Annotated in this window: 21 protein-coding genes and 1 tRNA gene; 10 read left to right on the forward strand and 12 right to left on the reverse strand. The window is 66.1% G+C overall.

The features are described 5' to 3' along the window. From BMW72_RS11625 to BMW72_RS11635, 3 genes are all read left to right on the forward strand, one after another. A partial coding sequence (locus BMW72_RS11625; RefSeq protein ID WP_139175912.1) for an HNH endonuclease signature motif containing protein occupies positions 1-428 on the forward strand: 428 nt, incomplete at its 5' end. Between the two features lie 313 nt (positions 429-741). Next, positions 742-1032 carry a DUF4287 domain-containing protein gene (locus tag BMW72_RS11630; RefSeq protein ID WP_092110734.1) on the forward strand — a complete coding sequence of 97 codons (291 nt, stop codon included), beginning with the start codon at positions 742-744 and terminating at the stop codon, positions 1030-1032. 30 nt (positions 1033-1062) lie between these two features. Further along, on the forward strand, positions 1063-2025 hold the full coding sequence (locus BMW72_RS11635) for a phosphotransferase family protein (RefSeq protein ID WP_092110736.1): 963 nt from the start codon (positions 1063-1065) through the stop codon (positions 2023-2025). 63 nt (positions 2026-2088) lie between these two features. On the opposite strand, the gene BMW72_RS11640 is transcribed toward BMW72_RS11635, so the two are convergent. Beyond that, entirely contained in the window at positions 2089-2649 is a 561-nt protein-coding gene (locus tag BMW72_RS11640; RefSeq protein WP_092110737.1) for a YceI family protein, read from the reverse strand. A 194-nt stretch (positions 2650-2843) separates the two neighbouring features. Between BMW72_RS11640 and BMW72_RS11645 the strand changes: the two genes are divergently transcribed. From BMW72_RS11645 to BMW72_RS11665, 5 genes are all read left to right on the forward strand, one after another. Continuing rightward, entirely contained in the window at positions 2844-3641 is a 798-nt protein-coding gene (locus tag BMW72_RS11645; protein ID WP_241983754.1) for an oxygenase MpaB family protein, read from the forward strand. Between the two features lie 6 nt (positions 3642-3647). Next, entirely contained in the window at positions 3648-4136 is a 489-nt protein-coding gene (locus BMW72_RS11650; protein ID WP_092110741.1) for an Lrp/AsnC family transcriptional regulator, read from the forward strand. Between the two features lie 109 nt (positions 4137-4245). Further along, positions 4246-5400 carry a pyruvate dehydrogenase (acetyl-transferring) E1 component subunit alpha gene (gene pdhA, locus BMW72_RS11655; protein WP_092110743.1) on the forward strand — a complete coding sequence of 385 codons (1155 nt, stop codon included), beginning with the start codon at positions 4246-4248 and terminating at the stop codon, positions 5398-5400. Next, entirely contained in the window at positions 5397-6416 is a 1020-nt protein-coding gene (locus BMW72_RS11660; RefSeq protein WP_092110745.1) for an alpha-ketoacid dehydrogenase subunit beta, read from the forward strand. The genes pdhA and BMW72_RS11660 overlap by 4 nt, the downstream gene beginning before the upstream one ends. Continuing rightward, positions 6416-7918 carry a dihydrolipoamide acetyltransferase family protein gene (locus tag BMW72_RS11665; protein ID WP_092110747.1) on the forward strand — a complete coding sequence of 501 codons (1503 nt, stop codon included), beginning with the start codon at positions 6416-6418 and terminating at the stop codon, positions 7916-7918. The genes BMW72_RS11660 and BMW72_RS11665 overlap by 1 nt, the downstream gene beginning before the upstream one ends. Before the next feature lie 108 nt (positions 7919-8026). On the opposite strand, the gene BMW72_RS18755 is transcribed toward BMW72_RS11665, so the two are convergent. Continuing rightward, positions 8027-8194, reverse strand: coding sequence for a hypothetical protein (locus tag BMW72_RS18755; protein ID WP_166787635.1), 168 nt, complete (start codon positions 8192-8194; stop codon positions 8027-8029). Positions 8195-8319: 125 nt separating this feature from the next. Here BMW72_RS18755 and BMW72_RS11670 point away from each other — a divergent pair, with 125 nt between their 5' ends. After that, positions 8320-9702, forward strand: coding sequence for a DUF2079 domain-containing protein (locus BMW72_RS11670; RefSeq protein ID WP_092110749.1), 1383 nt, complete (start codon positions 8320-8322; stop codon positions 9700-9702). 83 nt (positions 9703-9785) lie between these two features. On the opposite strand, the gene BMW72_RS11675 is transcribed toward BMW72_RS11670, so the two are convergent. The 6 genes from BMW72_RS11675 to glgX form a co-directional block, all read right to left on the reverse strand. Continuing rightward, positions 9786-10772 (reverse strand): hypothetical protein, encoded by a 987-nt coding sequence (locus BMW72_RS11675; protein WP_134360326.1) that lies wholly within the window; start codon positions 10770-10772, stop codon positions 9786-9788. A gap of 248 nt (positions 10773-11020) precedes the next feature. Then, positions 11021-11773, reverse strand: coding sequence for an enoyl-CoA hydratase/isomerase family protein (locus BMW72_RS11680; RefSeq protein ID WP_092110753.1), 753 nt, complete (start codon positions 11771-11773; stop codon positions 11021-11023). A 72-nt stretch (positions 11774-11845) separates the two neighbouring features. Continuing rightward, positions 11846-12400, reverse strand: a complete 555-nt coding sequence (locus BMW72_RS11685; protein ID WP_092110755.1) for a hypothetical protein — start codon at positions 12398-12400, stop codon at positions 11846-11848. A gap of 73 nt (positions 12401-12473) precedes the next feature. Further along, positions 12474-14240 (reverse strand): malto-oligosyltrehalose trehalohydrolase, encoded by a 1767-nt coding sequence (treZ, locus tag BMW72_RS11690; protein WP_092110757.1) that lies wholly within the window; start codon positions 14238-14240, stop codon positions 12474-12476. Continuing rightward, positions 14237-16591 carry a malto-oligosyltrehalose synthase gene (gene treY, locus BMW72_RS11695; RefSeq protein ID WP_092110920.1) on the reverse strand — a complete coding sequence of 785 codons (2355 nt, stop codon included), beginning with the start codon at positions 16589-16591 and terminating at the stop codon, positions 14237-14239. Before treY ends, treZ begins: the two co-directional genes overlap by 4 nt. 46 nt (positions 16592-16637) lie before the next feature. Continuing rightward, entirely contained in the window at positions 16638-18824 is a 2187-nt protein-coding gene (gene glgX, locus BMW72_RS11700) for a glycogen debranching protein GlgX (RefSeq protein ID WP_092110759.1), read from the reverse strand. 223 nt (positions 18825-19047) lie between these two features. On the opposite strand from glgX, the gene BMW72_RS11705 reads away from it, so the two are divergent. After that, a complete protein-coding gene (locus BMW72_RS11705; RefSeq protein WP_092110761.1) occupies positions 19048-19446 on the forward strand; it encodes a hypothetical protein in 399 nt (132 codons plus the stop codon). Between the two features lie 37 nt (positions 19447-19483). Here BMW72_RS11705 and BMW72_RS11710 read toward each other — a convergent pair whose 3' ends face one another. The 4 genes from BMW72_RS11710 to BMW72_RS11725 form a co-directional block, all read right to left on the reverse strand. Further along, positions 19484-19825: a TIGR02611 family protein gene (locus BMW72_RS11710; RefSeq protein ID WP_092110763.1), complete on the reverse strand. Its 342-nt coding sequence runs from the start codon at positions 19823-19825 to the stop codon at positions 19484-19486. A gap of 45 nt (positions 19826-19870) precedes the next feature. Further along, the gene (locus tag BMW72_RS11715; protein ID WP_092110765.1) at positions 19871-20272 is read right to left on the reverse strand and encodes a YchJ family protein; all 402 of its coding nucleotides are present in this window, start codon (positions 20270-20272) and stop codon (positions 19871-19873) included. A gap of 43 nt (positions 20273-20315) precedes the next feature. Then, positions 20316-20660, reverse strand: a complete 345-nt coding sequence (locus BMW72_RS11720) for a histone-like nucleoid-structuring protein Lsr2 (protein ID WP_092110767.1) — start codon at positions 20658-20660, stop codon at positions 20316-20318. 287 nt (positions 20661-20947) lie between these two features. Next, positions 20948-21023 (reverse strand) — tRNA-Ala (locus BMW72_RS11725). Positions 21024-21045 lie beyond the last annotated feature (22 nt).

A 21045-nucleotide genomic window follows, 5' to 3' on the forward strand; every position in this document is an offset into this window, starting at 1 on the left:
ACCAACCCGTGTTGTTCGGCCACACCGGCACGATTCTCAACCTCGGCACCAGCAACCGGTTCTTCACCACCCAACAACGAAGAGCCCTCGCCGCCCGCGACGGCGGCTGCGTCATCCCCGGCTGCACCGTGCCACCCCAACACACCCAGGCCCACCACGTCATCCCGTGGAACCAAGGCGGCCCCACCGACATCGGAAACGCCGTGCTCATCTGCAACGCCGCCCACTCCAGCATCGACACCTCCGGCTGGAACATCCAAATGCGAAACGGCCGACCCTGGATCCGCGGCCCCCTCCTCTTCGACCCCACCCAAACCTGGCGCCCCGCCGGCCAGAACCGTGCCGCCACCCCCACCGAACCATCCAACTGGAACAAATCTGTGCACCAGCCCACCGGCTTACCATCCAGCCCGCCAACTAGCGTCTAGCCTCAAGCCTCAAGCCTCAAGCCTCAAGCCTCACGCCAGCCCGCCAGCGGCCAGCGGCCAGCGGCCAGCGGCCAGCGGCCAGCGGGAATTATCTCGGACTGCCCGGGTCTGCCTGTCAAACGATATTTCCGACCTGACGCACTGGACGAAGGTTTGACGGGACAGGTACCGTAGTGACGACACGGCATGCCTGAGGTAAAAGACAAGATCTCAGCCCACGTCTCAGGCCCGCGGCGCCGACTCGGCGAGATCGCAGCTCATCTGCCTGGTGCTGTAACCAGTTCCGCGGTCCAACGCAAAACAAGGAGACCCGATGTCCTTTCAGGCCTATCTCACGGCGATCGAAGACAAGACCGGTTTGACGCCGCGTGCGCTGGTCGCGCTGGCACACGAGCGCGGTCTCGATGACCCCGCGACGAAGGCTGGCGCCATCGTCGACTGGCTCAAGGCCGACTACGGCCTCGGCCGCGGGCACGCGATGGCCTTGGTCTACGTAATCAAGAACGGCACGACGATCAGCGAGAAGCACGTCGGCACCGACGGCGTGCATCGGGACGAGTCCGTCGAGCTGTGGCTCGACGGCAAAAACTCCCGTCCGGTCTGACGCGCGCCGCGGCGGGGTTAGCGTTACAGCATGAGTTCCGTCACTCCGTCTGCGGTCGTTCTGAAATGGGCTGCCCGAGAACTCGGCGTCAGCGAGCTGCACTGGGTGCGCACGCTGCCCGGAGGCACCCACGCCACAACGACCGTCGTCGCCGCAAGCGACGGAACCGAGTTCGTGCTGCGCCAGTTTCCGCCCGGCGACGACGCTGTGCGCCGCGAAATTCGCGTTCTCGCCGGGCTCGGCGGGCTCGGGGACCTCGCCCCGCACCTGCTCGCCGCCGACCCAGACGGCACAGCGCACTCTGACAGCACAGCGCACGGTGACAGCACAGCGCACTCTCACAGCACAGCGCACGGTGACAGCACAGCGCACTCTGACAGCACAGCGCACGGTGACAGCACAGCGCACTCTGACAGCGGATGCCCGCTCATCGTCACGACCCTGCTGCCGGGTCGAGCCTCGATCACCCCCACCGACCCGCACGACTTTGCGCGGCAGCTCGGAGCAGCGCTCGCGCGCATCCACTCGCTGGCCACTGATCCGGCGCTTCCCGATCTGTTCACCGAACCGAGGGCTGATTCACCACTGCGTTCGCTGTGGCGCGAGCTCGCCGGCGAACCCCGCGTGCTCACCCACAACGATTTCTGGTCGGGCAACACCGTTTGGCAGCAGGAGAGGCTCACCGGGATCGTGGATTGGTCGGGTGCCGGGTTGGCGCCGCGTGGCTACGATCTGGCCTGGTGTCGTCAGGACCTCGTTTTTCTCTATGACGCAACGGTTGCCGAGGAGTTCACGCGCACCTACGACGAGGCATTCGGCTCCCCCACACCCAACGTGGCGCTCTGGGACCACTTCGCCGCACTGAAGGCCTACCCCCGGGTGGAAACGTGGGCGCCCAACTACCAGGACCTCGGCAGAACCGACCTCGACGGTGCCGAACTGCGCCGACGGTTGACCGAGTGGATGCTCGAGCTGGGCGTCACGGGCCACTGACGCAGGAGTTCGTTAACGAGACGGGGCCCCACCGAAGTGGGGCCCTGCTCAAAAACCTACGGGTTACGCGTTGAGCGCGGCCTGCAGTTCGAGCGTGATGGTGACCTTGTCGCCGAGCAGCATGCCGCCGGTTTCGAGTGCTGCGTTGTAGGTGAGGCCGAAGTCTTCGCGGTTGACCTCGGTCTTGGCCGTGGCACCGAACTTGTAGTTGCCGTAGGGGTCTCCGCCGAAGCCACCGAACTCGAATTCGAAGGTGGCCGGCTTGGTGACGCCCTTGATGGTGATGTTGCCGTCGACGAGGTACTCGCCCTTGACTTCACGCATACCGGTCGACGCGAAGTCGATGGTCGGGTACGTCTCGGCGTCGAAGAAGTCTCCGGTGCGCAGGTGGCCGTCGCGGTTGGGCTCATTGGTGTTGATTGAGACAACCTTGGCGGAGGCGGTGACGCTCGTTTCGAGCGGGTTCTCGCCGGTCACGAAGGTGGCGTCGAAATCATCGAAGGTGCCCTTGACCTTGCTGATGACAATGTGACGAATGCTGAAGCTGACGGAGCTGTGAGTCTTGTCGATGGTCCAGGTGCCGGCCTTGTAGCCCGGAATGCTCGTTACGGTGGTCTCGCTCATAGAAGTTCTCCTCAAGTGTGTGGGCCCAGGAATTGTCGCCCTCGGATACATGCAAGCGCATAGAAGGCGGTCGTATTCCCCAAAACCCAAATATTCATCAACCCCTGTTCGGGCGTTAAGCCGAGGCCTAGACTCAGCCCGACCGAATAGGCTCACACTGTCACGGGGTTCTGTATGTTTATTGGGAGGTAGCTGTGAGCGCACGACGGGCACAGAGCATGCAGGGCGTGGCCGGCGAGGGCGTCCTGATCGCCGCCGGGGGCCGCGCCATTCTGCTGCAGCTGGCCAACCCGGCGATCGGGCACGGCGTCGCCGATCACAGCCATTTCGCCGCCAGGCCGCTCGACCGACTGAACGGCACGCTCAGTTATGTCTATGCCACCGTGTTCGGTGATGCCGACCTGGCCGCTGCGATGGCCGCGCGCGTCAACCACGCGCACGTCCCGGTGCACTCCGATGGCACCGCTCCCAGGTACAACGCCTTTACCCCCGAATTGCAGCTCTGGGTCGCCGCAACGCTGTACGAGTCCGCCACCGACCTGCATGGTCGGCTGTACGGCCCGCTCGACGAGGAAACGGCCGATGCGGTCTATCGCGAGTACTCCCGCCTGGGCACCTCGCTGCAGGTGCCAGCACAACTCTGGCCGGCAGACCGCACCGCGTTCCGCCGCTATTGGAACGACCAGCTCGCACTTCTCACAACGGATGCCAGGACCCGCGCCGTCGCGCACGACCTGCTGCACTCACGCACCGCGCCGCTCTGGTATCGCGCCGCCCTCCCCCTGGCGCGGCTGATGACGGCCGGCCTGCTGCCTTCGCACGTACGGGTGCTGTTCGACCTGCCCTGGTCGGCGCGGCACCAGCGGCGATTCAACCGGGTGCTGGCTGGCATCCGCTTGATATATCCGCGCCTGCCGCGCCGCGTGCGCCACTGGCCGAAGAATCACTACCTGCGCGCCCTGCACGCTTCTCTGCCCGCGCCGGTAGTGTGAAAGCCCATGACGCAGCCGCAGCCTCCCCACCCCGGACTCGACAGCACGGATCGCCAGATCATCGCCGAGCTCAGCCGCGACGGGCGTCTCTCGATGCGTCAACTCGCCCTGCTGGTGCACATCTCCCGCACCGCCGCCCACACTCGGGTGCAGAAATTGATCAGCCACGGCGTGATCAACGGATTCGGCGCGCAGACCGACCGCAAGGCCCTCGGACTCAACGTATCGGCGCTCGTCGTCGTGAAGATCGGCGATGTCGCCTGGGGCGAGATCGCCGCCCAGCTGGCCCGATTGCCGTTTGTCGAGAAGGCCCAGGCGGTGAGCGGTGACATCGACATCATCCTCACGGTGAGTGCTCCCGACCATGAGCAGCTCAGTCAGGCCATTTTGCGCGACATCCACACTATGCCGGGTGTGATCTCCACCCGCTCGCACCTGATTCTCGACGAAATCATCGGTCACGCCCCCGGCTCCACCCCGGACGCTTGGCACTGATTCACGGTTTCATCGTTCCGTTTGGCCGCCGTCTGGCATCTGCTCGGCCAATCGTTCACAACTACGAAAAGGCGCAGCACACCGCGCCAAAAGGGCGCAACATTGCCTCATGAGCCTCAATGTCGAGAGCACGCCGCTGACGGCGGTGCTGGCACCCCCACCCCTTCGTTTGATCGACGACACCGGTCACGCGGTTGCCGAAAGCGAGAGCGGCGGCTTCAGGCTGCCGGCCGTCGATACCCTCCTCGGTCTTTATCGACAGATGGTCATCGCCCGCCGGTTCGACGTGCAGGTCACCGCCCTCACGAGACAGGGGCGACTGGCCACCTACCCCTCCGCCCTCGGCCAGGAGGCGTGCGAGATCGCCGCGGTCGCCGCGCTCTCGCCGCAGGACTGGCTGTTTCCGACCTACCGCGACAGCATCGCGCTGCTCACCCGAGGCGTCGAGCCGAAGGACATCCTCGCCGCCTTCCGCGGCGACTGGCACAGCGGCTACGACTATCAGCAGCATCGGATCGCCCCGCAGGCCACGCCGCTCGCCACCCAGGCGCTGCACGCCGTCGGCCTGGCCACCGCCGCCAAGCTCAAACGCGACGACACCGTGGCCCTCACCCTGCTCGGCGACGGCGCCACGAGTGAGGGCGACGCCCACGAGGCGTTCAACTTCGCCGCCGTCTGGCAGGCTCCCGTGGTCTTCGTCGTGCAGAACAACCAATTCGCCATCAGCGTGCCCCTCGACAAGCAGATGGCCTGCCGCACCATCGCCGACAAGGCGATCGGGTACGGCATGCCCGGCTACTACGTCGACGGCAACGACGTCGCCGCCATGTACGCCGTCATCTCGGCGGCCATGCACCGCGCCCGAAGCGGCGGCGGCCCCACCCTGATCGAGGGCCTCACCTACCGCATTGAAGCCCACACCAACTCGGACGACCCCACCCGGTACCGCAAAACCGCCGACGTCGACCTGTGGCGCAGCCGCGACCCGATCGAGCGCCTGGAAAAATACCTCGTCGCGCAAGGCGCCCTCTCCACCGAGGCGCGGGCCGACATCGCGGCCGTCGCTGAGCAACTCGCCGCGACCACCCGGGAATGTATGACCGATCAGGCGGTCGTCGATCCGCTCGAACTGTTCGAGCACGTCTATTCCACCCCTCGCACCGCCCTGGCCGAGCAGCGCGCCTTCCTGGCGGCCGAACTCGACGGGGATGCTTCGGCATCCGCTGCGCTGAGTGGCACGAACACCGAAGAGAGCACCCGATGAGCCCGCAGCAGACTCTGGAAACCGGCACCTCTGTGCGCGCGCCGGAAAACCTCACTATGGCCGCCGCCCTCAACGCGGCCATTCGCGATGCCATGGTCGACGATCCGACGATCGTATTGTTCGGCGAAGACGTCGGACCGCTCGGCGGCGTTTTTCGGGTCACCGACGGGCTCTACGCCGAATTCGGCGAGACCCGGGTGAGCGACTCCCCGCTGGCCGAGGCCGGCATCGTGGGTACCGCGATCGGCATGGCCATGTACGGCCTGCGCCCGGTCGTGGAAATGCAGTTCGACGCGTTCAGCTACCCGGCATTCCAGCAGATCGTGTCGCACGTGGCGAAGATGCGCAACCGCACCCGCGGCAAGATCGGGCTGCCGATCGTCATTCGCATTCCCTACGCCGGCGATATCGGCGGCGTCGAGCATCACTCCGATTCCTCCGAGGCCTACTGGACGGCAACGCCCGGACTCACGGTGGTCAGCCCGTCCAACCCGGCCGACGCCTATTCCATGCTCCGCGAGGCGATCGCCAGTGACGACCCGGTCATCTTCATGGAGCCGAAGAGCCGGTACTGGAGCAAAGCGTCGCTCGCCCTGCCGGTGCAGACCGAGCCGTTGAACAAGGCGAAGGTGCTGCGCGAGGGCACCGATGTCACGCTCATTGCGTACGGTCCGACCGTGAAGACCGCCCTCGCCACGGCCGAACAGGCAACGAATGAGGGGCTCTCGATCGAGGTCATCGATCTGCGGTCGCTCTCACCCTTCGATGACGAGACGGTGGGGGCATCCGTGCGCAAGACCGGCCGGGCCGCCATCGTGCACGAGGCCGCGCAGTTCGGCGGCTACGGCGCCGAGGTCGCCGCCCGCCTCACCGAGCGCAACTTCTTCTACCTGGCCGCTCCGATTCTGCGCATCACCGGCTTCGACATTCCGTACCCGTCGCCCAAACTCGAGGAGTACTTCTTGCCGACCCCGGACCGTATTCTGGCCGCACTCTCTACCTGGGAATGGTCCTGATGAGCCGCGAGTTTCTGCTGCCCGACCTCGGCGAGGGCCTGACCGAGGCCGAGATCGTGGCCTGGCTGGTCGCCCCCGGCGACACCATCGTCATCGATCAGGCCGTGGTCGAAGTCGAATCGGCCAAATCGATCGTGGAGCTGCCGTCACCCTACGGCGGCGTCGTGGCGAGCCTGTTCGGTGAGCCCGGTCAGATCATCCACGCCGGGCAGGTGCTGCTGACCGTGGCCGATCCGGCTGCTGCGGATGCTGCGGATGCTGCGGATGCTGTCGACGCGCCGGCCGCTCCGGCAGTCGTCGGCGTTCCCGCCGCCATGGCGACCGCAGCCCCGACCGGAGGGTCCGGCGCCGTTCTGGTGGGCTATGGCACCACCGAGAGCACTCGACCGGCGCGGCGAGTTGCCGCTGGCCGCTTCGGCACCCCGCGGGCAGCGGATGCCCCCGCACCGCCGAAACCGGCGGCTCCGCCCGCACCGACGGCACCGACGGCACCGGCCCCACCGGCACCACCGGTGGCTGTGTCGCGCGCCGAGCGCCCGGCCGCGGTGGCGGCATCCGGTTCCCCGGCCCACGTGTCCCCGGCCATCACTTCGTCCAGCACGGTCGATCCGATCCGCAGCTCCCCCGTCGTGTCGCCGATCGTACGCCGGCTGGCGCGCGAGAAAGGGTTCGATGCGAGCATGCTGGCCGGCAGCGGCCGGAACGGTCTCGTGCTGCGCAGCGACGTCGAGGATCACCTTCGCCACCTCAGCACGCCGGCTGCGGTGCCTGCCCAGCGCACCACGACCGCACCCGTCGCCTCCGACGCTAGTGCTGATATTCGCATCCCCATCTCCGGACTGCGCAAGGTGGTCTCGCAGCGGCTGACCACGTCGCGGCGGGAGATTCCGGAGGCCACGATCTGGCTCGACGTCGACGCGACCGCGCTGTTCGCGGCCCGCGACCAGCTGCTCACCGCGACCGGCGAGCGGTTCAGCGTGACGGCGCTGATCGCGCGTTTCGTCGTGGCCGGTTTGCGGCTGTACCCGGTGCTCAACTCCTCGGTCGACACCGCGAGCCAGGAAATTCTGCAGCACGGGGCGGTGAACCTCGGCATCGCCGCTCAGACATCGCGCGGGCTGATGGTTCCCGTCATCCACGGCGCGCACGCCATGAACACCCGCCGGCTGCGTGACGCTATTGCTGCCCTGGTGGCGCAGTCCCCCGACGGTACGTTCGCGCCGAGCGCCCTCACCGGCGGAACCTTCACCCTGAACAACTTCGGTTCGCTCGGCGTGGACGGCTCGGCGGCGATCATCAACCACCCGGAGGCGGCGATCCTCGGAATCGGGCGCATGATCGAACGGCCCTGGGTGGTGGATCACGAACTCGCGGTGCGCACCGTCGTGGAACTGTCAATGGTGTTCGACCACCGCGTCTGCGACGGCGGAACCGCGGCCGGGTTCCTCACCTATGTGGCCCGTTGCATCGAGAACCCGGTGAGCCTGCTGGCGGACCTGTAAGGTCGTCGGGCAGAAGAAACACCTTCGCACGGGGGATGCGAAGGTGTTTCGGTTCAGGGCGGCGTCTGGGGACGCCGCGGGGATGGTGACGGTTAGGCGTCGTTGATGTCAGACGTGCGCGGCGGACAGCGGGGCGCGCACCGCGGCGACGCGCACACTGGTGTGGTCGCATCCGGAGCACTTGAGCAGGTAGACGGGAAGCGAATTACGCTCGGCGTGGGCCGGGTTGGGGCTGAGTCGGGCTTGCGAACGGCAGAACGGGCAAGTGAGTGTCATGCGATCTCCGAGCGTGCCATTGTCGGCGGCACGCTCTCAGTCTGCGCCGTCGCTGACCGGCGGAACAGGGCCAAAGGTCCTGTATCGCTACATGGTCAGCCGCGCGGGTGCGTTAGCGTGGTCGAATGAGGGGATTTCGCGGCGGGCAGCTTCGGCCACTCCTCGTACCCGCAGCGGTCGGGCTGATGACGACCGCGCTGTACAGCGTCTTTTCGGCGCTGCAGTGGCGCAGTCTGGCCGCTCCCTCGTGGGATCTCGGCATCTTCACCCAGCTCGCCCGGCAATACGCGGCCCTCGAGGCGCCGATCGTCACCATCAAGGGCGAGGGTTTCAACCTGCTCGGTGACCACTTTCATCCGCTTCTGGTCCTCCTCGGGCCGGTGTTCACGGTGTTTCCGCACGCCTTCACCCTTCTGGTGGTGCAGAACGCGCTGTTCGGCCTCGCCGCTGCTGCCCTGACCTCTGCAGCCATTCGTCTGCTCGGGTCTACCACCGGCACGCTGTTCGGGTTGGCGTTCGCGTTCAGCTGGGGGCTGCAGGGCGCGGTGGAGGCGCAGTTCCACGAGATCGCCTTCGCCGTGCCGCTGCTGGCCCTGTCGCTGACCGCTTTTCTGCTGCGCAAGTGGGTGGCCTCGATGCTGTGGGCGATGCCGCTGGTGTTCGTGAAGGAAGACCTCGGGCTCACCGTCGCCGCCCTCGGCATCGTGCTGGCCGTGCGCAGCCGGCATCCGCTCGGAGTGTGGCTGGCCGTCTGGGGTGTCGGCTGGTTCGCGCTGGCCAGCCTGGTGATTCTGCCGCTGCTCAACCCAAACGGGGCCTGGGCTTATTCGAGCAGCATCGACCTGCTGGCTATTCTGACCAATCCGGCCGCGCTGCTGCAGCCGCAAAAGGGCGTGACCCTGGCGCTGCTCCTGGTGGCTGGTGGTCTGATCGCGGTTCGGTCGCCGCTCATGCTCGTGCTGGTACCGACGCTCGCCTGGCGCTTTCTGTCAGACAATTCCGGCTATTGGGGTCCCACCTGGCAGTACAGCGCGGTGCTCATGCCGATCGTGTTCGCCGCCGCCCTCGACGGTATCGTGCTCGCCCGCGGCAGTCGGCGGCGCTGGCTGCGCGGATTCGGACGGAAGGCGGCATCCGTTTCGATTGTGGCCGCCGTGGTGCTCGCCACGACACTGCCGCTGTTCAAACTGACGGATGTACCAGCCAATTTTTCGACGCCTCGCGCAGCCGCCGCGACGGCCGCGCTGCGCGTCGTGCCCGACGGGGCCGTGGTCGAATCGGATATCGGGCTCATGAACTATCTCGTGGAACGAACGGATGTCTACTGGCTCGGCAACCCCAATCCGCTGCCGGACTACCTCGTGATCGACCTTTCGGCTGGCGGCCTGCCCGCGGAGTGGACGTCGGCGCAGGTCGTGGCGGCGGCGCTGCATCCCGGAGTCGACTTCACGACGATCTACGCCGCCGGCGGCTACGAGGTGGCCCGCCCGACCTCCGCGACTCCCTGACCCCCGCCTTGCGGACGGGGCCCGGGCCCCGTCCACGGGCCCAGTTTATAGACTGGGCCCCGGGCCATAGGGTGGGCCCGGGACTAGCGCACCGACGGGTTCGCAGCCCTCAGTGCGTTCAGCAGGGCGGCGGCGGTGTGCGGCTCGTCGACCGTCACTGCGAACTGGTTGCCGCGGCGCAGGTTGACCACGAGGGCCGGCCCACCTCGCATCACCACGGCCGTGCGCCCGCTCGTCAGGCGGTAGCCCCAGCCGCCGTACTGCAGCGCGCTCACGGTGTCGGCAAACGCCGACTCCACCTGGTCGAGCGAGACCTTCTTCAAACGGATGCCCAACAGCCGCGACACCACACTCAGCCCACGACCGTCGACGGTGACCCGAACCTGCACAAAGACGAGCGTCACCAGTAGGATCACACCGACGACCACCCCCGTCATAACGCTGGCCGCGAGCGTCTGCTGCGCATCGGTCAGCAGCACGAAGATGGCCACTGCCCCGCCCAGCACGACGCCACCGCCGATGACGGCAATCACCGGACTCGTCACGAGCGTGCTCCAGGGCATGGACAGGTCGATTTTTGAGTTGTCGTTTTCTGTTGTCGGCGGTTCAGGTAAAACCGGGGGCATCCATTTCTGCGCCAAAAAGTACGGTAGCGCTCCATAGCCGCAGGCAGCGAAGGTGAGCAGAAGCCAGGCACCCAGTTTGGGCTCGGCATCGCCGGCGTCGATGGTGATACCGGCCGTCATCAGCCACAGCGAGGAGGCAAGGCCGGCGGCGAAGCCGAGCCCGACGTAGACCTGGCGCCGATTCGGGGCACGGCGCTCGCGAAGCCAGCCGGTCGCAAGAATCGCAGCACCCAGGCTCACCCCGAACGCAATCACGGCCATAGCCCACGTGGGGATCGTAGAACTGACCGCGCCGTCACTCCCCCACTGCCTCGGCAGCACGCTGGGAAGCCGATCAATCCAGAGCAACCACGTGACGACCACCGCCACGACGGGCAGCCAAAGGGTTGCCGCTGCTGCTACGTCCCGCGAGCGGGTGGGCGCCGAACTATTCACCAGTGTCATGATTCCCCCGATCAGGTGCGCGCCGACGAATCGGTCCGCAACCACTTCATCTAATCACGAGCGTGGCCCGTGGTGAATTCAGCAAATCGCCCGGGCGACAGCCAGACGAGCCCGGATCAGTGCGGCGCCGAGATCGCGACGGACCGAATTTCCTGAATTCACCCCGAGGTCAAATCCGTTGGTAGGCGATCGTGCACGACGGTGTTCGGCTGCCAGACGCGCCCTCACGCGGGTACTCCTGAATCGGCTCAGCGCTTGCGGCGGGCGAGGAAGGCATCCATGCGGGTGAACTTGGCTTCGGACTCGAACAGGATCGACTGGGCTGTGTTGTCGACGAGCGGATGCGCCGCCCGCGGCGCGTGGAAGACTTCCTTGGCCAGGCGGGTCGCGAGGGGATCCTGCGCACCGATGCGATCCGCCAGAGCGTGTGCGGCAGCGAGCAGATCCTCCGGATCGTGCACCTCGGTGACCAGGTGCACGGCGAGGCATTCGGGGGCACTCAGAATGCGCCCGGCGAGGATGATCTCTTTGGCCACCGGCTCTCCGACGAGCTCGGCCAGGCGCCAGAGCGCGCCGGCGGCTGGCAGGATGCCGAGCGCCGTCTCGGGGTTGCCCAGCCGCGCGCTCGTCGACGCGATGCGGAAGTCGGCCGCGTAGGCGAGCTCAGCCCCGCCGCCGAGCGCCCAGCCGTCGATCGCGGCAATGACGGGCATCGGAAGTTGCGCGATACGCGAAAACAGTCCGGAGTTGATGCCGAGCAGGGCATCGTCGCGGCGGCGTTCGCGCAGCTGGGCGATGTCGGCGCCGGAGGCGAAGACGCCGTTGGCGCCGCTGATGATGAGGATACGCGGCTGCAGCTCCAGCTCGGCGCAGACCGCGTGCAGTTCGTCGATCATGGTCTGGTCGATCGCGTTGCGCACGTCGGGACGGTTCAGCTCAACGTGCACCCGGTCGGCGCGGCGGTCGATCGTGAGGGTGGTGGGGGCAGGGTTGTGGGTCATGGTGGGACATCTCCGTTGAGGTCGGGCGGGGCAAATGGCGGTAGAACGCGGCAGTGGTCGGCAGCAGGCCGGTCAGGAGCCGGCGGCAGGTTCAGGGGCAGCCGACCGTGAGGAGCCAGGGGCGGCAGAGGCTGCAACAGTGTCTGGGCCGGCATCCGGCGCGCCGGCCGGGAAGACGCGTTTGTAGCTGCGACCGTCGGGCAGCGTAACGGTGCGGCTGACCAGGGTGCCGCGGCGCACCTGCAGGTAGATCGCCTGGGCGCTGACCCCACGGGCGGCCGCGGCCTCGGCGACCGACAGGCCGGGCAGGTCCGTCGGCACGCTGCTCGGCCGAACTGATCGCTTGCGACCGGCTGCCAGGCGGGCGCTGATCTCTTCGTCGCTGCCGCCCCAGCGCCACTTAGCTGCCGGAGCCTTGAGACCGGTTGCAGCGGCGATCTCGTTCCACGATGTCTTCGCCAAAACGGCGTCACGAACGGCCACGAGCGTCGCCGGGTCCTGCTCGAGCGCGGTCTGCAGCGAGCGGATGGCGCGCAGCCGTTCCAGGGGCGAGCCGTCGGCATCCGCTTGCAGGGTCAGCAGCCGCTGGAGCGCGGCGGTCGTCGTCGCCGAGAGAAACGAATCCACAGGTGCATCCTCACCGGCCGCGGGTGCAGCGTTCAGCCCTATCTTGCCAGACTGGATGCGTCGTTGAAACAGCTCAAGCGAGCACGACGACCGAGTGCGGGGCCAACAGCAGAGCATTGGGCAGCCGGCCCTGCACGGCTTCACCGCTCGTGGCGAAGGACACGAGAATGTCACCCCGCCCGGCCGGAATCTGAGTCGACTGGGCCCCGAGATTGATGAGGATCTTGGTGCCGCCACGGTGCAGCCGCAACCAGCCGGCAGCCGCATCGAACTCCACCGCGATCTGATCGAACCGGGGGTCGGTGAAATCCGGCTGCGCCCGACGCAGCACGGCGAGCTCACGGTAGAACCCGAGCAGGCGCGCGTGCGCGGGTTCTACGGCTTCACTCCAATCGAGTTTGGACCGCTCGAAGGTTTGCTCATCCTGTGGGTCGGGCACCTGGTCCGGATCCCAGCCCATGCGGGCGAACTCACTGATACGACCGGTTGCGGTGGCGGTACCGAGCTCCGGTTCGGGATGGGAGGTGAAGAACTGCCACGGCGTGGAGGCTCCCCATTCTTCGCCCATGAACAGCATTGGCGTGTACGGGCCGAGCAGGGTCAACGCCGCCGCAATCGCCAGCTGACCGGAGTCGAGCTGGCTGCTGAGCCGGTCACCGACGGCCCGATTGCCGATCTGGTCGTGGTTCTGGGAGGCGACGACGAGCCGCCAGGTGGGCATCCGTTCGAGATCGATCCGTCGACCGTGGGTACGCTCGCGAAAGCTCGAGTAGGTGCCGTCGTGGAAGAACCCGTGTGTGAGCACCTTGGCGAGGGCGTCGAGTGGCTCGAAATCGGCGTAATAACCGGTGGTTTCACCGGTGAGAGCAACGTGTACGGCATGGTGAAAGTCGTCACTCCACTGCGCGTCGAGGCCATAGCCATTGGCCTCGCGCGGTGTCACGAGCCGAGGGTCATTGAGGTCGGATTCGGCAATCAGAGTGCGCGGCCGCCCGGTTTCGGCGCTCAGCGCGGAGACCTCGACAGCGAGCTGTTCGAGCAGGTGGGTGGCGCTCGCGTCGCGCAGCGCGTGCACCGCATCGAGGCGCAGGCCGTCGACGTGGTAGTCGCCGAGCCACATCAGCGCGTTGTCGAGAATGTAGCGACGCACCGGGTCGGAGTGCGGTCCGTCGAGATTGAGCGAGGAACCCCAGGTGTTGCCGGCGGCCTCGCTCAGGTACGGGCCGAACTGCGGCAGGTAGTTGCCGCTGGGCCCGAGGTGGTTGTACACGACGTCCTGGATGACGCCGATGCCGTGCTGATGGCAGGCGTCGACGAAGTCCTGGTACGCGGCTGGTCCGCCGTAGCCCTCGTGCACGGCATACCAGAGCACGCCGTCGTAACCCCAGTTGTGGGTGCCGTTGAAGGCGTTCACCGGCAACAGCTCGACGAAGTCGACGCCGATTGACTGCAGGTGGTCGAGCCGACCGGCGGCTGCTTCGAGGGTGCCCTCCGGGGTGAACGTTCCCAGATGCAACTCGTAGATTACGGTACCGGCCAGCTGTCGACCGGTGAAGCCCTCGTCGTGCCAGATGTGGGCCGAGGCGTCGAACGTACGGGAGAGTGCGTGCACCCCGGCGGGCTGGCGCCGCGACCGAGGGTCGGCAAACGGTCCGCGACCGTCAACGATGAATCCGTAATCGACATCGACGGTCGGCTCACCCGCGACGGCCGGGCGAGCGGATTCCGGCAGCTCCCACCACCCATCGTCTCGCGCCGCTAGGTCGAGCCGGTCGGGGCCGAGCTGCAGCTGCACGGCGTGCGCGTCGGGTGCCCAGACGGCGAATTTCTGATCGTTCATGCGTGTCGTCCTGTGGGAGTGTCGGTGGCGCGTCGATTGCCTTCGGCGGGGATCAGCAGCGCCACCGGGTAACGCGCGAGCAGGTCGGCGACGCGCAGGATCGGACCCGTGAAACGTTCCCCGGTGAGCACGTCCATGTAGCCGCGTCCGGCGACGCCGATCGTTGTGTTTCCCCAGCCACCACCGGCCAGCAGTCCGATCGGTAGCCGAGTGGCCAGGGTGATCGCTCCTCCACGATCGAACGCCACGGCATGGGTGGCGGCTGCTCCGAAAACGGGCACGGCGGCGTAGCGGGTGAAGAGCTCTGCCCGATCGCGCCGCAGGCGCAGTGCCCGGCACGTGACCAATAGTTTGGCTGCGCCGGTCTCATCGACCGGAGGGAGCCATCCGCTGTCGATGCGGGCGAGCAGCCGCTGGCGCAACTCATAGTCGACCGAGCGCCGGTTGTCGGGGTCGACGAGTGAAGATTCCCAGAGCTCGCTGCCCTGATATACGTCGGGTACGCCCGGCATGGTCAGTTGCATCAGTTTGAGCGAGAGCGAATTGCTCCAGCCGGCCGGCTGCACCCGAGAGACCAGGTTGGTAGCGAGGTCGCGGGTGGGACCGGGCTCGGTGACGGCCGTGACGAGGTGGTCGAGTTTGGTTTCGAATTCGATGTTCTGGCTCGTCCAGGTGGTGGAGGTGCCGGCCTCGCGCGCCGCCTTGAGCGCGTAGGCCGAGAGTCGTTCCCGGCCGGCCGGCCAGGCGCCGATGATCGCCTGCCACAGCAGGTTCTCGAAGGGCGCATCCCCGAGCGGATGCGCCGCCCGCAGCTGTTCCAGGGCTACCTCCCACTCGGCGGGGATCTCGGCGAGCACCGAGATGCGCGCTCGCACGTCTTCGCCACGTTTGGTGTCGTGGGTCGACAAGGTCGTCATGGAGTGTGGAAATCCGGCCTGCCGGGTGCGCTGTCGGTGGTGGAACTCGGCAAGAGTCACCGTGAACTCGTCGGGATCGGCGCCGACCTCATTGAGCGAGGTCAGCCGGCTGAACCGATAGTAGGCGCGGTCTTCGACGCCCTTGGCCATCACCATGCCCGAGGTCTGTTGAAAGCGCATCGCGGCCGGATGCCCCGGGTCGCCGAGGAGCGGCAACAGCCGGTTGAGCTCAGCCGCAAGCTCCGGGCGGTGGGCGGCCGATCGGCGCGCCGCCTCCTGCAGGCTCTCCAGCCCCAGCGGGAGGTAGGAGCGGTAGACCGGAAACCAGGCCAGCAGGTCGGCCAGGGCCTCGGCGGTGAGGTCGGCAATGACGTCATCTGCCGCGCTGTTGGGCAGGAGCCGGGCGATGCGCTGTACCTCGGAGTGCAGGATGCCGTCGGCCACGTCGCGTTTGTTGCGATAGACCAGAGTCGCCCAGGTGGCGGCTGGATCGCCGTGCAGGCGGGATTCGAGGGCGTCGAGGGCGTCTCGCCCAGCGGGATCGACGAGTACCCGGTCGACGTCGGCGAGGGCGTCATATCCGGTCGTGCCGGCCGTTGCCCAGCTCGTTGGCAGTTGCTCGGGCCCCTCCAGAATCTTCTCCACCAGCACGTAGCAGCCGTTCGTGGCCAGGCGCAGTGCTTCGAGGTAACCGGCCGGATCGGCGAGGCCGTCGGGATGATCGACCCGCAGCCCTTGCACAAGACCCTCCCGCAGCCAGCGCAGAATCTCGCGGTGCGACTCTTCGAATACCCACGGCACCTCTACCCGGATACCGGCGAGGCTGTTCACGGCAAAAAAGCGGCGGTAGTTCAACTCGGCGTCGGCCCGACGCCAGTTCACGAGCTCGTAGTGCTGACGCTCGTGTACCTCGGCCGGGCTCGCCCCGTCGTCGGCGGTTCCAGCGGCGACGGGAAAGCGGTTGTCGAAATAGCGCAATTCGCCGTCGACGAGCTCCAGCCGGTCGAGCTCGGCAGGCCCATCTCCGAGTACAGGGATGCGAATCTTTCCGTGCCCGAACGCCCAGTCAACGTCGAAGGCCTCGGCGTAGCGCGACTGTTGGCCGTTCTGCAGCAGGTCCCACCACCACGAGTTGTGACGCGGCGTCGCGACTCCCATGTGGTTGGGCACGATGTCGACGAGCACGCCTAGCCCGGCCCGGTGCGCAGCCCCAGAGAGTCGGTCGAGCGCCTCCGCCCCACCGCGTTCGGGATCGACGACTGAGTGGTCCACGACGTCGTACCCGTGGTCGGATCCGGCTTCGGCCTGCAGCAGCGGCGACAGGTAGATCCAGTCGGCGCCGAGATCGCGAAGGTAGCCGACCAGGCTCGCGGCGGCATCGAGGTCGAAGCCCGCCGTGATCTGCAGGCGGTAGGTGGAGAGCGGGACGGCCACGGGTCCCGTCGCCGTTGAATCTGTGTCGAAGGTCACCGGCCCGGCCTCAGCTGGGTCCGGGCAGGGTGATCAGGCCTGTGGCGTTGGCCAGTGAGGCCGCAACCGAGTGATCCGGCGCGACTTCGGGCTCGTGATAGGCGCGCAGCACCACGAGGGAGCGGCCAGCCACGGTCTGGATGGCTCCCGCCGGACGGGCGATCGCATCCGCTCCTTCACCGGCCGTGTCGACGACGATTTCCCAGGCCGGGGCGTATTCGTCGGGTGGCAGAGTGAACTCGACGTCGCCGGCATCAGCGTTGAACAACAGCAGAAAATTGACGTCGACGACGTCCTGACCCCTCACGTCACGCTCGCGGATGCCGTTGCCATTGAGGAACTTCGCGACCGCCTTGGCATGGTTCTGATCCCAGTCGTCGGACACCATCGGTTCACCATCGGTGTTGAGCCAGACGATGTCGGGCAACGATTCGTCAGCCAGCCGCTCCACCGGGCGCCCGTCGAAGAACCGGCTGCGTCGAAATGTCGGGTGCTCGCGGCGCAGGCGGGAAACAGCGGCCGTGAATTCGATCAGCGGCCCATCGGCGTCAGCCCAGTGCACCCAGGTCAGTTCGGAATCCTGCGCGTAGGTGTTGTTGTTGCCCAGCTGGGTGCGGCCCAACTCGTCGCCGTGCAGCAGCATCGGCACCCCCTGCGACAGGAGCAGGGTGGCGATGAAATTGCGTGCCTGTCGGGCGCGCAGTCCCCGAATCTCGGGATCATCCGTGGTCCCTTCCACGCCGGAATTCCACGACCGGTTGTGCGACTCACCGTCGTTGTTGTCTTCGCCGTTGGCATCGTTGTGTTTCTCGTTGTACGAGACGAGGTCGGCGATGGTGAAGCCGTCGTGGGCGGTGACAAAGTTGATCGAGGCCATCGGGCGGCGGCCGGAGTGTTCGTAGAGGTCGGCTGATCCGGCTACTCGGGAGGCGAATTCGCCGAGGGTAGACGGTTCGCCGCGCCAGAAGTCGCGCACGGTATCGCGGTACTTGCCGTTCCATTCCGACCACTGGGAGGGGAAATTGCCCACCTGGTAGCCTCCGGGGCCGACATCCCACGGCTCGGCGATGAGCTTGACCTGCGAAACGATCGGGTCTTGCTGTACGAGCTCGAAGAAGGTCGAGAGCTTGTCGACCTCGTATAGGTCGCGGGCCAGGGCGCTGGCCAGATCGAACCGAAAGCCGTCGACGTGCATCTCGAGCACCCAGTAGCGAAGCGAGTCCATGATGAGCTGAAGCACGTGCGGGTGCCGAACGTTGAGGGTGTTTCCGGTGCCCGTGTAGTCCATGTAGTAGCGCTTGTCGTCGTCCATCAGACGGTAGTAAGCCTCGTTGTCGATGCCCTTGAACGAGAGGGTCGGCCCCATATGGTTGCCCTCGGCGGTGTGGTTGTAGACCACGTCGAGGATGACCTCGATGCCCGCAGTGTGCAGGCTGCGCACCATGCCCTTGAATTCCTGCACCTGCTGGCCGAGGTCACCGGTGGAGGAATACGCGTTGTGTGGAGCGAAGAATCCGATTGTGTTGTAGCCCCAATAGTTGTTGAGGCCCTGCTCCACCAGGGCGCCGTCGTTGACGAACTGGTGCACCGGCATCAGTTCGATGGCGGTCACGCCCAGCTTTTGCAGGTGGTCGATGACGGATGGATGCGCCAGGCCCGCGTAGGTGCCCCGCTGCGACTCCGGCACGGAGTCCTGCAGTTTGGTCAGGCCCTTGACGTGAGCCTCGTAGATGAACGACTCGCTGTAGGGCGTGCGCAAGGACCGGTCACCGGTCCAGTCGAAGAACGGGTTGACGACCACGCCGAGCATCATGTGCGCGGCCGAGTCCTCATTGTTGGGCGAGTCGGGGTCGTCGAAGTCGTAGGAGAACAACGACGGGTCCCAGTCGATGGCACCGGTCGTCGCCTTGGCATAAGGATCAAGCAGTAGCTTGCTCGGGTTCAGCCGGTTACCGGCCGCCGGGTTGTAGTCGCCGTGTACCCGATAGCCGTAGCGCTGGCCCGGCTGCACGAGCGGCAGGTAACAGTGCCAGATATAAGCAGATGATTCGCGCACTTCGATGCGCGTCTCACCGCCGTTTTCGTCGATGAGACACAATTCGACGCGTTGGGCGGCTTCGCTGAACAGGGCGAAATTTGTTCCGCTCCCGTCGAAGGTTGCGCCGAGGGGATAGGCGGTTCCGGGCCAGGTTTCCATGAGACTCCTCGAAAAGAAGGTGGGACACGGTCAATGCACGAGCAGCGACATAGCACCGCGCTGCGGGTGACCGAATCGCGCTTGGAGAATACGCTACAGGCATCCGCTGACATATCCGGTCACCCGGGCCCCACCCCGCGAAAAAGGCCCGGCCCTGCAAGAATGCCCGGCCCTGCAAGAATGGAGTGGTGCCATCGGCGGCGCCACGAGGACGGGAGTCACCATGACAGAATCTGAGCTCATCGGCCACTGGGTCAAAGCGCGGGCGCACATCATCGCGTCTCAGGCAGCCCCGACCTTTCTCCTGACTGCCATCGTCGGCTTTCTCGCCCTCGGCCTCCCGACCGCCGACCTGAGCGTGCGCATTGCCGCGGCGGGTATTCTGCTGGCGTCGGGAATCTTCGGTGCACTCGCGCAGATTTCCGCCGCGAATGAGGGGCTTGCCGTCATCGCCGACCTGCGCGCCCTGGAAACACCCGGCTCGCTCGCCCGATGCGTCGTGGCCATGGCTCGGTGGGTGAATGTCGTGCGCTACGTCACTCCGGCGATCTTCGTCATCGTTTACGTGGCCTTGCTGGCATCGCTCTTCTTCAGCGCCCCGGCTCTGCACTTCGGTCGCTGACGGCCCGGCTCTCTCGGCGGTACCTCACCCGGGGGCATCAGGCGGAGCTCGACACCCGGCGCTCGCGGCGAGCTCGCCACCACGCCCACGCCCGCGTCACGATGCGTTTGAAGAATTCGCCCACCCGACGGGCCGCGGCGAACTCCGTTCCAAGTACGGCGAGGCCTAGAAAGACGATGAGCCAGCCGGGACCCGGCAGGGGAATGAGCACGACGCCGATCACGATGATGATCGTGCCGAGCAGCCCAACGCCAAGGCGATAAGCGAACAGCAGGTAGGGGTGCCCGTCTACCCAGGCACGCGTGCGACGCAGAACACGACGCACCGGATGCCGCGGATCGCTTCCGCTGGCCATATCCCGGGACAGATGCTCAGACATGCACCCCAATCTAAGCCCGCTTTCTGGGAGGTCACCTCCAAGGAACTAAACGGCCGAACTATCCGGCAAGGAATCAAGGTAATACCACCGGTGGTCAGTTTTGCGAAAGCGGCTGACTTCGTGTTGCTGTGCTGCAATTCCGTTCTCCCGGTAATGAGCGATGAATTCCACGACTCCTGCGTTATCGAGCAGACCGCCGCGTTCGGTGCGCACGATATCGAGCCGCCGCCACGATATCGCCGCATCCAATTCGAGTCGCTCCGGTCTGGTGAGCGGATGCCACGATTTCAGCAGATACTGTACGTCACCGTAGGCAAAGGCGCTATACCGCGAACGCATAAGCCACTCGGCTGTGGGCGATTGGGCTGCATCGATATGAAAACGTGCGCAGCACACCGAATAGGTGTCCCCGCTCAGGCAGGGACACCGTTCATCCTGGTGATTCATGGCCGGTGAAGCTGAGCTCAGGAAGGCTGGAGCCTGCGGGCCTCTACTTGGCCTGAGCGTTTGCGTAGGCCTCGCGTACGGTTCCCGCAATGCGCCCGCGATCGGACACCTGAACGTCGTTGGCGGCCGCCCAGGCCCGGATGGCCTGCAGCTCGGCGCGGTCGGAACCGGCCGAACCGGCAGCGCGCGGCTTGGCGGGAACATAACCCACGCGCCGCGATACGTTGATATACGGTTTCACGGCCGCGCGAAATTCAGCGAGGTTTTCTGCGGACAGATCAATCTCATAGGAGTCTCCGTCAAACGTGTACGAAACGGTAGCTCCGGAGCCATTCTCGATAACGGTGCCGTCAAGGTCATCCAGCAGTTGAACCGTGGTCTTCTTCATTCTGAAATTCTCCAATGGGGTGTCGAATACATTCGGGATGGATACATTCGCATGTGGCATTAGCCACTAACGAATTATCGCTGGCCATACCGCTTTTGCGATACCCGCCACGCGATATTTCTTTTTGCCTCCACCTTTCCGGCACCGCCCACAGGTCGGCTCTGCTTCCTGCGCGGTTTCCCGAACGTTCCGCAGCATCCGCTCCGAAAAAATATCGGAAAGAATATTTAGCACAGCGTCGCAGGCACAAAAAAATAACCCCGACATTGTCGGGGCTACTTCTTCTTTGGTGGATCCGAGGGGATTCGAACCCCTGACCCCCTGCATGCCATGCAGGTGCGCTACCAGCTGCGCCACGGACCCAGATTGCTGTTCCGAATCTCTC

This window comes from Cryobacterium luteum, from assembly GCF_900110125.1.
Lineage (GTDB): Bacteria > Actinomycetota > Actinomycetes > Actinomycetales > Microbacteriaceae > Cryobacterium > Cryobacterium luteum.

Bases quoted from the DNA above. Each gene is read 5' to 3' on its own strand.
- BMW72_RS11665 (WP_092110747.1), top strand. From the start codon at position 6,416: ATGAGCCGCGAGTTTCTGCTGCCCGACCTCGGCGAGGGCCTGACCGAG.
- BMW72_RS11710 (WP_092110763.1), bottom strand. From the start codon at position 19,825: ATGTCTGAGCATCTGTCCCGGGATATGGCCAGCGGAAGCGATCCGCGG.
- BMW72_RS11715 (WP_092110765.1), bottom strand. From the start codon at position 20,272: ATGAATCACCAGGATGAACGGTGTCCCTGCCTGAGCGGGGACACCTAT.
- treZ (WP_092110757.1), bottom strand. From the start codon at position 14,240: ATGAACGATCAGAAATTCGCCGTCTGGGCACCCGACGCGCACGCCGTG.
- pdhA (WP_092110743.1), top strand. From the start codon at position 4,246: ATGAGCCTCAATGTCGAGAGCACGCCGCTGACGGCGGTGCTGGCACCC.
- BMW72_RS11635 (WP_092110736.1), top strand. From the start codon at position 1,063: ATGAGTTCCGTCACTCCGTCTGCGGTCGTTCTGAAATGGGCTGCCCGA.
- glgX (WP_092110759.1), bottom strand. From the start codon at position 18,824: ATGGAAACCTGGCCCGGAACCGCCTATCCCCTCGGCGCAACCTTCGAC.
- BMW72_RS11640 (WP_092110737.1), bottom strand. From the start codon at position 2,649: ATGAGCGAGACCACCGTAACGAGCATTCCGGGCTACAAGGCCGGCACC.
- BMW72_RS11670 (WP_092110749.1), top strand. From the start codon at position 8,320: ATGAGGGGATTTCGCGGCGGGCAGCTTCGGCCACTCCTCGTACCCGCA.
- BMW72_RS11630 (WP_092110734.1), top strand. From the start codon at position 742: ATGTCCTTTCAGGCCTATCTCACGGCGATCGAAGACAAGACCGGTTTG.
- BMW72_RS11650 (WP_092110741.1), top strand. From the start codon at position 3,648: ATGACGCAGCCGCAGCCTCCCCACCCCGGACTCGACAGCACGGATCGC.
- BMW72_RS11675 (WP_134360326.1), bottom strand. From the start codon at position 10,772: ATGACACTGGTGAATAGTTCGGCGCCCACCCGCTCGCGGGACGTAGCA.
- BMW72_RS11660 (WP_092110745.1), top strand. From the start codon at position 5,397: ATGAGCCCGCAGCAGACTCTGGAAACCGGCACCTCTGTGCGCGCGCCG.
- BMW72_RS11680 (WP_092110753.1), bottom strand. From the start codon at position 11,773: ATGACCCACAACCCTGCCCCCACCACCCTCACGATCGACCGCCGCGCC.
- BMW72_RS11720 (WP_092110767.1), bottom strand. From the start codon at position 20,660: ATGAAGAAGACCACGGTTCAACTGCTGGATGACCTTGACGGCACCGTT.
- BMW72_RS18755 (WP_166787635.1), bottom strand. From the start codon at position 8,194: ATGACACTCACTTGCCCGTTCTGCCGTTCGCAAGCCCGACTCAGCCCC.
- BMW72_RS11705 (WP_092110761.1), top strand. From the start codon at position 19,048: ATGACAGAATCTGAGCTCATCGGCCACTGGGTCAAAGCGCGGGCGCAC.